An 11,701-nucleotide genomic window follows, 5' to 3' on the forward strand; every position below is an offset into this window, starting at 1 on the left:
TCGGCCCGTACAGGTTCGTCACCTTCCGGCCGCCCTCGGCGAGCCTGCGCGCCAGACCCGCGGGCAGCGCCTCACCACCGACCAGAACACGCAGCGATCTGGGGATCCCGCCGGTCTCGGCCAGGGCCTGCCACAGGCTCGGGGTGGCCTGCATGAGCGTGGCGCCGGAGTCGTCGACGAGATGGGCCAGCGCGGCCGGGTCGCGGACCACGTCACGCGGGGCCAGGACGACCTGCGCACCGTGCAGCAACGGCAGGAACAGCTCCAGACCCGCGATGTCGAACCCGACCGTCGTCACCGCCGCCAGCCGGTCGTACTCGGTCAGCGCGAACCGGTCCTGCATCGCCGCAAGGAAGTTCACCAGCGCCGCATGCGGAACGGCGACACCCTTCGGCCGGCCCGTGGACCCCGACGTGTAGATCACGTACGCCGTGTTCTCGCCCGAGATCCCGTGCACCACCGGGTCCTGGTAGCCGTACGGCGACAGGTCCGTCCCGGCGAGCAGGTCGTCGGTCAGGCACAGGACCGGCGCCGCGTCCTGAAGGATGTGGGCGATGCGCTCCTCGGGGAAGTCCGGGTCCACCGGCACGTACCCGGCACCGGACTTGAGGACGGCGAGCAGCGCGACCAGCAGCTCCGGCGACCTGCGCAGGGCGACGGCCACCAGGCGCTCCGGTCCGGCGCCCTGTGCGATGAGCCAGTGCGCGAGCCGGTTGGCCCGGTCGTTCAGCTCCCCGTACGAGAGGGCCAGGTCACCGAAGACCAGAGCGCACGCCTCAGGCGACACCGCCACACGGTCCGCGAGGAGCCGCGTGAGGGTGACGTCCGGGACCTCACGGCCGTTGTCGTTCCACTCACTGAGTACTCTCTCCCGTTCTCCCGGGGCCATCACGTCCACTTCCGCCACGGCGGTCTCCGGACGCTCCACCACCGTGCGCAGGACACGGGTGAACCGCTCCACGAGGCTCTCCGCGGTGGACCGGTCGAACAGGTCCGTCGCGAACTCCAGATGGCCGTGCAGTCCGGCCGCGCCGCCGTCGGCGGCGTGGGCCTCCTTCAGGGCCAGTGTCAGGTCGTACTTGGCGACCCTGGTGCCCAGCGGCAGCGTCCCGGCGGTCAGGCCGCCCAGGCCGCCGGCCGGACCGGCCGCGAGCCGGTCGTCGTTGTTGTTCCACATCAGCATGGTCTGGAACAGCGGGTGGCGGGCCATCGAACGCGTCGGGTTGAGCACCTCCACCAGCCGCTCGAACGGCACGTCCTGGTGGGCGTAGGCGCCGAGCGAGGTCTCGCGCACCCGGTCCACGAGCTGCGTGAAGGTGGGGTCGCCGGACAGGTCGGCGCGCAGCACCAGGGTGTTCACGAAGAAGCCGACCAGGTCGTCGAGCGCCTCGTCCGTGCGGCCCGCGATCGGGGTGCCGACCGGGATGTCGTCGCCCGCGCCGAGCCGTGACAGCAGCGTCGCCCAGGCGGCCTGGACCACCATGAAGAGGCTGGCCCGGTGCTCGCCCGCGAGCCGTGCGAGGCCCGCGTGCAGATCGGCGGGCAGATGGAAGGGCACCGCGTCGCCCCGGTGCGAGGCCGTGGCGGGCCGCGGCCGGTCGGCGGGCAGCACCAGCTCCTCGGGCAGCTCGGCCAGCGCCTGCTTCCAGTAGTCGAGTTGGCGTGCGGCCACGCTGTCCGGGTCGTCCTCGGCGCCGAGCACGTCGCGCTGCCACAGGGTGTAGTCGGCGTACTGGACGGGGAGTTCGGCCCAGCCGGGGCGCTCCCCGGTGCGGCGTGCGGCGTACGCCTCGACGAGGTCGCGGGCGAGGACCGGCGCCGACCAGCCGTCGGTGGCGATGTGGTGCAGGACGAGCAGCAGGACGTGCTCCTGCGGACCGGTGCGCAGCAGGGTGACCCGCAGCGGCGGCTCGGCGGCGAGGTCGAACGGGCGGGCGGCCGCCTCGGCCAGCCGTCCGGCCAGGGCCTCGGGGGCCACCTCCGTGGCGGCGGGGGTGCCGAGCGCGGCGAGGGCCTCCTCGGGCGTGCGGATCACCTGGTAGCCGCTGCCGGCCTCCTCGGCGAAGACCGTGCGCAGCGACTCGTGCCGGGTCACGACGTCCCCGAGGGCCGCGCCGAGCGCGTCCTCGTCGAGGGCGCCGGACAGCTTCAGGGCGGTGGGCATGTTCCAGGTCGCGCTCGGCCCCTCCATGCGGTGCAGGAACCACAGCCGGCGCTGGGCGGGCGAGAGCGGGATCCGCGCGGGCCGCTCGCGGCGGGTCACCGCCGGTCGGGCGCCGTCGGCCTCGTCGAGCAGAGCCGCGAGTCCGGCGGGCGTGGGCTGCTCGAACAGGCCGCGGACGGCGAGTTCGACCCCGAGGACGGTACGGACGCGGGCCACCAGGCGGGTGGCGAGCAGCGAGTGGCCGCCCAGGTCGAAGAAGTCCTGGTCGACCCCGACCACGGGGCGGCCCAGCACCTCGGCGAACAGACCGCACAGCGCCTCTTCGCGGGCGGTGCGCGGCTTGCGGACCGCCGTCGCGTCCTGCGCGGGGGCGGGCAGCGCGGCCCGGTCCAGCTTGCCCGTGCGGGTCAGCGGCAGCTCGTCGAGCAGCACGTACGCGGCGGGCACCATGTGGGCCGGCAGGAGGCCGCCGAGGTGGACGCGGAGCGCGGACGCGGCGGGCGAGGCGCCCGGGCGGGCCACCGCGTAGGCGACGAGCCGCTTGTCGCCGGGGGTGTCCTCGCGGACCACGACGGCGCAGCGCAGCACGTCCTCGTGCGAGGTGAGCGCGGTCTCGATCTCGCCGGGCTCGATGCGGAAGCCGCGGATCTTGACCTGGTGGTCGGCGCGGCCCACGTAGACGAGTTCGCCGTCCGCGGTGGTGCGGGCCAGGTCGCCGGTGCGGTACATCCGGGCGCCGGGCGGGCCGTAGGGGTCCGCGACGAAGCGTTCGGCGGTGAGGTCGGGGCGGTTGAGGTAGCCGCGGGCCAGCGCCGTGCCGGACAGGTGGAGTTCGCCGACGACGCCGGGCGGCACGGGCAGCAGTCCGGTGTCCAGGAGCCGTACGCCGGCGCCGTCGACCGGGCGGCCGATCGGCGGGGTGCCGGGCCAGGACGCGACGTCGGCGGGCAGCGTCCACGCGGTCACCACGTGCGTCTCGGCGGGCCCGTAGTGGTTGTGCAGGCGGGTCGGCGCGGCGGCGTGGTGGGCGCGCACCGGTTCGCGCAGGGTCAGCGCCTCGCCGGCCTGGACGAGGTGGCGCAGGCCCGACAGGTCGGCGCCGCACTCGCGGGCCGCCTCCAGGACGCCGTCGATCACCAGGTTCGGCGCGTACAACTCGGCGACCTGCCGCTCCGCGAGCCAGTGGGCCAGTTCGCGCGGGTCGCGCCGGGTGTCCTCGGGGACCACGGCGAGGGTCTTGCCGGTCAGCAGGGCCGACAGGATCTCCTGCACGGACACGTCGAAGCCGACGGCGGTGAACTGGGCCACCACGGTGCCGGGCGCCGCGGGCAGGGTCCGCTCGTGCCAGGCGAGCAGATTGGCCAGCGCGCCGTACGGCATGACGATGCCCTTGGGGCGGCCGGTCGATCCGGAGGTGTAGATCACGTACGCCGGGTGCCCGGGCAGCGCCTCGGGGAAGGCCGGCGCCGGGCCGGCGGCGGGCCGGGGCGCCTCCACGAGGAGCTGCGGCACGCCGGAGGCGGGCAGGGCCGCGGCGGTGGCGGTGGCGGCCGTGGTGACCAGCGCGCCCGGCGCGGTGTCGGCGAGCATCAACGCGAGCCGCTCGGTGGGGAGTTCCGGGTCGAGGGGCACGTAGGCCGCGCCGGCCGTGAGCGTCGCGACGAGGGCGACGGCGAGGTCGGTGCCCCGCGGCAGGGCGACGGCGACCCGGCCCTCGGGGCCGAGCCCGAGGCCGCGCAGTTCGACGGCCAGGGCGCGGGCACGCTCGTGCAGTGCGCGGTAGGTGAGACTGCCGTGCGCGTCGGTGACGGCGACGGTGTCCGGGGTCCGTTCGGCCTGCGCGGCGAGCAGCCGGGCCAGCGGCGCGCCGGGGCGCGGGGCGGGGCCGGTCGACGCGTCGAGCAGCCGGGCACGGGCGGCCCCGGGCAGGACGTCGATGCGGTGCACGGGGCGCTCGGCGTCGGCGGTGACCGCGCCGAGCACCGTCGCCAGGGTGGACACGAACAGTTCGGCCGTGGCCGGGTCGTACAGATCGGTGGCGTATTCGAGGCGGACGGCGAGACCGTCCGGGGCGCCCCGCTCGGTGCGCAGGTCGGAGAAGGCGAACAGCAGGTCGAAGGTGGCCACCTGCGCGTCGACCTCGCCGACCCGCATCCGCAGGTCGGGCAGGTCCTCGGCGAGCCGGTTGGTGGCGTCCTGGGCCGCGTTGTTCCAGGTGACCATCGTCTGGAACAACGGGTGGCGACCGAGGGAGCGGTCCGGGTTGAGGGTCTCGACGAGACGCTCGAACGGCACGTCCTGGTGGGCGTAGGCGTTCAGGGAGGTGGTGCGGACCCGGTCGAGCACCTCGGCGAACGTGGGGTCGCCGGACAGGTCGGTGCGCAGCACCAGGGTGTTGACGAAGAAGCCGATGAGGCCGTCGAGCGCCTCGTTGACGCGGCCCGCGCTGGGCGTGCCGAGCGGGATGTCCTCGCCGGCGCCGAGCCGGGACAGCGTGACCGCGACGGCGGCCTGGACCACCATGAACAGGCTCGCCCGGTGCTTCTGCGCGAGGGCCTCCAGTCCGGCGTGCAGCTCGGCCGGTACGTGGTGCCGCAGGTCGGCGCCCCGGCCGGTGCCGGTGAGGGGCCGCGGCCGGTCGGCGGGCAGGGTGAGTTCCTCGGGCAGGTCGGCGAGCGCCTCGCGCCAGTGGGCGAGTTGCCGGCCGAGCTCGCTCGCCGGGTCGTCGGCCGAGCCGAGCACCTCGCGCTGCCACAGCGTGTAGTCGGCGTACTGCACGGCCAGCGGCTCCCAGCCGGGTTCCCCGCCGCCGCGCCGGGCCGCGTAGGCGGTGGCGAGGTCCTTGACGAGCAGCGGCACCGACCAGCCGCCGTCACCGGCGATGTGGTGCATGACGAGCAGCAGGGCGTGCTCGTCGCGCGCGAGGGCGAACAGGTGGGCGCGCAGCGGGATGTCCGCGGCGAGGTCGAAGCCGATGCGGGCGGCCTCGGTGAGCAGCGCGGGCAGCTCCTCCTCGGTGGCGGGCCGTGCGGTGGCCGGGACCGGACGCGGTGCGAGCACGATCTGGTACGGGCCTTCGGCGTCCTCGGCGAAGACGGTGCGCAGGGTCTCGTGGCGGGTGACGACGTCGGTGAGCGCGGCGGTCAGCGCCTGCTCGTCGAGGGTGCCGCTGAGCCGCAGCACCACCGGCACGTTGTACGTGGGGCTGCCGGCCTCCTCGAACGCACCGAGGAACCAGAGGCGTTGCTGGGCCGGGGAGGCGGGCAGCCGCTCGGGACGCTCGCCCGCGGTCAGCGGGGTACGGGCGGTGCCGGCGCCGGTGAGCCGGGCGGCGAGCGCGGCGACGGTGGGCGCCTCGAACAGGACGCTGATCGGCAGGTCCACGTCGAGCACCGAGCGGATCCGGCCGACCAGGCGCATCGCGGCGAGCGAATGGCCGCCGACGGCGAAGAAGTCGTCGTCGATGGAGACCCGGGGACGGCTCAGGATCTCCGCGAACAGGCCGCACAGGATCTCCTCCTGCGGTGAGCGCGGCGGGCGGCCCGCGGTGTCCCGCGTCTCGGCGGGGTCGGGCAGCGCGGCCCGGTTCAGCTTGCCGTTGGCGGTCAGGGGCAGCTCGGGCAGGGCCACGAAGGCGCCGGGGACCATGTACTCGGGGACGGCGGCGGCGACATGGGCGCGCAGGGCGGGCGCGTCCAGGTCGGTGACGACCCAGGCGACCAGGCGGGGCTCGCCTGCCGCGTCGGGGCGTACGCCGACGGCCGCGGCCGTCACGTCCGCGTGGGCGGTGAGCACCGCCTCGATCTCGCCGGTCTCGATGCGGAAGCCGCGCAGCTTGACCTGCTGGTCGCCGCGGCCGACGTACTCCAGGCGCCCGGCGGCCGTGCGGCGCACGACGTCTCCGGTGCGGTACATCAGGGTGCCGGCGGCGCCGAACGGGTCGGCGACGAACCGCTCGGCCGTGCGGCCGGGCTGCCCGAGGTAGCCGCGGGCGAGTCCGGCGCCGGACAGATGGAGCTCGCCCGGGACGCCGGGGGCGACCGGGCGCAGCAGGCCGTCGAGCACGTACACGCCGGTGTTGTCGAGGGGCTCGCCGAGGTCGACGGCGCCGGGGTCGGTGACGGTGGCCGCGGTGGACCAGATGGTGGTCTCCGTGGGCCCGTACACATTGAGCACCGAGCGCGCGCCGGCGGTGAGCGTCGCGGCCAAGTCGGCGGGCAGCGCCTCGCCGCCGGCCAGGACGCGCACCCCGGCCAGGAACGAGGCGTCCCGTCCGGTCGCGGCCCGCCACAGGGTGGGGGTGGCCTGCATGAGGGTGATGCCGTGCCGGGTGACGGCGGCGCGCAGCGCCTCGGGGTCGCGCACGGTGTCGGGCCCGGCGACCACGACGGACGCGCCGAGGGCGAGCGGCAGGTACAGCTCCAGGCCGGCGATGTCGAAGCCGATGGTGGTGACGGCCAGGAGGCGGTCGTCGGCGGTGACCGCACAGCGGTCGGCCATCGCCCGCAGGAAGTTGTCGAGCGCGCCGCGCGGCACCACGACGCCCTTGGGGACGCCGGTGGAGCCGGAGGTGTGCAGCACGTACGCGGCGTTGCCGGCCGCGGCGCGCGCGCCGAGGTCGTCGTCGGCGTAGCCGGACAGGTCCGCCTCGTCGGCCAGGACGGTGGGCACGGGCACGTCGGGCAGTCCGGGCAGCAGCTCGCCCGTGCTGACGAGGACGGCCGGGTCCGCGTCCGTGATCATGCGGTGGATGCGGTCGGCGGGGAAGTTGGTGTCGAGCGGCAGATAGGCGGCGCCCGACTTCTGCACGGCGAGCAGGGTGACGAGCAGGTCGGCGGTGCGGGGCAGGGCGACGGCGACGAAGCGCTCCGGGGCGGCGCCCCGCTCGGTGAGCAGGCGGGCCATCGCGTTGGCGCGGCGGTTCAGTTCCCCGTACGAGAGGGTGACGTCGCCCGCGGTGACGGCCGGGGCGTCCGGGCGCCGGGCGGCCTGCCGCTCGAACCCGTCCAGGAACCAGCGGTCCTCGGCCGCGCGGGCGGTGTCGCCGGGGGCGGTGAGCGCGGCCGTGCGCTCCCCTTCGAGGAGGACGTCCACGGCGCCGACGGGCCGGTCCGGCTCCGCGACGAGGCGGGCCAGGACGGCGGTGAAGCGCTCCACCAGGCGTTCGGCGGTGCTGTGGTCGAACAGGTCGGCGGCGTACTCGAGGATGCCGGTCATGCCGTCCGCGGCGCCGTCCGGGGTGTGCCGCTCGCGCAGGTTGAAGGCGAGGTCGAACTTGGCGACGCCGCTGCCGACGCCGCCGCGCGCGGTCACCGCGAGCGCGCCGAGCCGGGCCTCGGCCGGGCCCGAACCGGCCGGGCCGCCGGTGTTGTTGAAGGCGAGCAGGGTCTGGAACAGCGGCGAGCGGGCCAGCGAGCGCGCCGGGTTGAGCACCTCGACCAGCCGCTCGAACGGCAGGTCCTGGTGCGACCAGGCCGCGAGGTCCGTCTCCCGTACGCGGGCGAGGAGTTCGGTGAAGGTGGGGTCGCCGCTGACGTCGGTCCGCAGCACCAGGGTGTTGATGAAGTCGCCGACGAGGTCGTCGAGCGCCTCGTCGAGGCGGCCCGCGACCGGGGAGCCGAGCGGGATGTCGTCCCCGGCGCCGAGCCGCGACAGGGTGACGGCGAGCGCGGCCTGGACGACCATGAAGACGGTGGCGTCGGCGGCGCGGGCGCGCTCGGCGACGGCCCGGTGCAGGGCGGCGGGCAGGCTGATCGTGACGTTGTCGCCGCGGTAGGAGGCGACGGCCGGGCGCGGCCGGTCGGTGGGCAGGGCGAGTTCCTCGGGCAGCTCCGCGAGGGTCTCGCTCCAGAAGGCGAGCTGGCGCGAGACACGGCTGTCCGGGTCGTCCTCGGAGCCCATCAGGCGGTGCTGCCACAGGGCGAAGTCGGCGTACTGCACGGGCAGTTCCTGCCACTGCGGCGCGGCGCCCCCGGCCCGTGCGGCATAGGCGCGGGTCAGGTCGCGGGTGAGCAGCGGGGTGGACCAGCCGTCGCCGGCCACATGGTGCAGCAGCACGAGCAGTTCGTGCCGGTCCTCGGCGAGTTCGTACAGGAACAGCTTGAGCGGCAGGTCGGCGGCGAGGTCGAAGGGGTGGCGGGCGTGCTCGGCGAGCAGGTCCGTCAGCTCCTCCTCCGTGCAGCGCACGTGGACCGGCTCGGGGCGGACGTCCGCGAGGACGATCTGGTGGGCACCCTGCTCGTCCTCGGCGATGATCGTGCGCAGGCTCTCGTGGCGGGCCACGACGTCGGCGTACGCGGCGCGCAGCGCGGCGTGGTCGAGCGGGCCGGTCAGGCGCAGCGCGGAGGCCAGGTTGTAGACCGGGTTCGGCCCCTCCATGCGGTGCAGGAACCAGAGGCGCTGCTGGCCGTAGGAGAGCGGCAGCCGCTCGGGGCGCTCGCCGCGCACGAGCGCCGGGCGCGCCTCCTCGGTCTCGCCGAGGGAGCGGACCAGGGCGGCCGGGGTGGAGTTCTGGAACAGGTGCTTGACGGAGAGTTCGACGCCCAGGCCCGCCCGCAGCCGGCTCACCAGGCGGATGGCGAGCAGGGAGTGGCCGCCCAGTTCGAAGAAGTCGTCGTCGGGGCCGACGGAGGCGAGTTTGAGCACCCCGGCGAACAGCTCGGCCACGAGGTCCTCGCGCGGGTCGCGCTGGGCGCGCTGGACGGGCAGCGCGGTCGCGGTCGCCTCGGGGACGGGCAGCGCCCTGCGGTCGATCTTGCCGTTGGGGGTCAGCGGGATCGCGGGCAGGGCGACGATCGCGGCCGGGACCATGTAGGGCGGCAGGGTGGCGGCGAGCTGGGCGCGCAGCGCGTCGGTGTCCACGGTCTCGGGGGTCACCCAGGCGATCAGGCGGGCGTCGCCCGCCTCCTCCTCGCGGGCGAGGACCACGGCGCGGGTGACGTCGGCGTGGGCGGCGGCCGCCGCCTCGATCTCGCCGGGTTCGATGCGGAAGCCGCGCAGCTTGATCTGGTCGTCGGCGCGGCCGGCGTGCACGAAGGTGCCGTCGGCCAGGCGCCGGGCGAGGTCGCCGGTGCGGTACATCCGGGTGCCGGGCGGGCCGTAGGGGTCGGCGACGAAGCGCTCGGCGGTGAGGTCGGGGCGGCCGAGGTAGCCGCGGGCCAGGACCACGCCGGAGACGTACAGCTCACCGGCGACGCCGGGGGCGACCGGGCGCAGGGCGGCGTCCAGGACGTAGGCGCGGGTGTCGGCGAAGGGGCGGCCGATCGGGACGGCCCCGTCGGCGAGTTCGGTGCCCGGTTCGATCCGGAACTCCAGGCAGTTGACGGTCGCCTCGGTCGGCCCGTACGCGTTGATCACGGTGGCGTCGGGGTGGGCGGCGCGCCAGCCGCGTACGGCCTCGCCGCGCAGGGCCTCGCCGCCGAGGACGAGGGTGCCGGACGGCGAGACCTCGCCGGGCAGGGTGTCGAGCAGCTCCAGATGGCTGGGCGTGCCCTTGAGGAACGTGGGGCGCGGGCCGCCCACGGCGTCCGGGAGTTCGGCGAGGTGGGCGCAGCCGCCGGAGACCAGCGGGGTGTACAGGCCGGTGACGGTGAGGTCGAAGGTGACCGAGGAGTGCACGAGGGTGAGGCCTGCGGCGTCCGGGTAGGCGTCGCGGGCCCGGACGAGGTAGGCGGCCAGGGAGCGGTGCTCGACGACGACGCCCTTGGGGCGGCCGGTGGAGCCGGAGGTGAAGATCAGGTAGGCCGGGTCGTGCGGGTGCGGGGTCGCGGTGAAGGAGGCGGCCTCCTCGCCGGTGACCGCCAGCGTCTCGGTGTCCGGCAGGGCGAGGCCCGGCGCCGCCAGGGCGAGCACCGGGTCGGCGTCGGCGAGCACCGCGGCGATGCGCTCGGCCGGGTGTTCGGGGTCCAACGGCACGTACGCGCCACCGGACTTGGCGACGCCGAGCAGGGCCACCACGAGGTCGATGCCGCGCGGCAGCAGCACGGCCACCGTGCGTCCGGCACGGACACCGCGCTCGACGAGCGTGCGGGCCACGTGGCTGGCGCGCGCGTCGAGCTCGCGGTACGTGAGCACCCGGTCGCCGGCGCGCACGGCGGGGGCGTCGGGGGTGGCGGCGGCCTGGGCGGTGAACAGCTCGGGCAGGGTGGGCAGTCGGGCGCCGGCGGCCGCGGCGCCGTCGGATCCGGCCGCGGCGGCGAGCGCGCGGGCGGTCTCGTCCGCGCCGATCACGTCGATGCGGCCGAGCGGCCGCTCGGGGGCGTGCACGAGGGTGTCGAGCAGACCGAGGAAGCGCTCGGCGACGGCCGCGGCGGCCGTGTCGTCGAACAGCTCGCGCTGGTGGAAGAGCTTGAAGCGCAGGGCGTCCTGCGGCATGCCGACGAGGCTGAGCGGGAAGTGGTTGGCGGAGTGGCTCTCGGCGCCCACCACCCGCAGCGGGTCGCTCTCCCCCGAGACGGCCGGCGCGGAGTCGAACGGGAAGTTCTCGAAGACGACGGACGTGTCGAAGAGCGGGCCGAGACCGGTGCGGTGCTGCACCTCGGACAGCCCCAGGTACTGGTGGGCGATCAGCTCGGCCTGCGCGTGGTGCACCGCGGCGAGGAGCTCACCGGCGGACTGCTCCGGGCGCAGCCGGACGCGCAGCGGCAGGGTGTTGATGAACAGGCCGACCATGGACTCGATGCCGGGCAGCTCGGCCGGACGGCCGTTGACGGTGACGCCGAAGACCACGTCGTCGGTGCCGGTCAGGCCGGCGAGCACCAGCGACCAGGCCGCCTGCACCACGGTGTTGACGGTGACGCCGGCGGAGCGGGCCCGGGCCGTCAGGGCCCGGGTCTGCTCCACGGTGAGCCCGAACTCGTGGCGCCCGGGGTCCTGCGGGGTGTGCTCGGTGGCGCCGGCCACCAGGCTGGGCGCCGTCAGGCCGTCGAGCATGGCGTCCCAGGCGGCCCGCGACGCGTCGGCGTCCTGGCGGGACAGCCAGGCCAGGTAGTCCCGGTAGGGGGCCACGGCCGGAAGCCCGCGGGCGTCGCCGCCCGACAGGTACAGCGCGTGGTACTCCTTCAGAAGCGTCGGCAGGGACCAGCCGTCGAGCACCGTGTGGTGAATGGTGAGCACCAGGCGGTGGCTCTCGGCGCCGAGCCGGATCAGCGTGAAGCGGATCAGCGGCGGCCGGCCGGTGTCGAAGCGCTGCTCCCGGTCGGCGAGCGTGGCCTCGCGCGCCTCGGTGTCGGCCTGCTCCGCCGGGAGGTGGGACAGGTCGATCTCGGTCCACGGCAGCTTGTACCGGGCCGCGACGATCTGCACCCACTCCCCGTCCTTGCGCTGGCGGAAGGCGACCCGCAGGCTCGCGTGCCGGCGCAGCAGCGCCTCGGCGGCCTCCCGGGCGCGGCCCGCGTCGAGCGGGCCGGCCAGGTGGAAGGTCGACTGGACGGTGTAGATGTCCGCGGTGGCCTCGTCGAAGACGCTGTGGAACAACAGGCCGCTCTGGAGCGGGGAGAGAGGCAGGATGTCATCGACTGTGCGGGTGCTTCTCGCCAC

The 11,701-nt window shown here is 75.4% G+C and carries 1 protein-coding gene; it reads right to left on the minus strand.

The genetic code is table 11. The features are described 5' to 3' along the window. Positions 1 to 11,701, minus strand: an 11,701-nt coding sequence (locus tag ABT127_RS24760) for a non-ribosomal peptide synthetase (RefSeq protein WP_351453981.1), incomplete at its 3' end; no start/stop codon positions are given.

The organism is Streptomyces sp. NPDC001904, assembly GCF_040297005.1.
Taxonomy (GTDB): Bacteria; Actinomycetota; Actinomycetes; order Streptomycetales; family Streptomycetaceae; genus Streptomyces.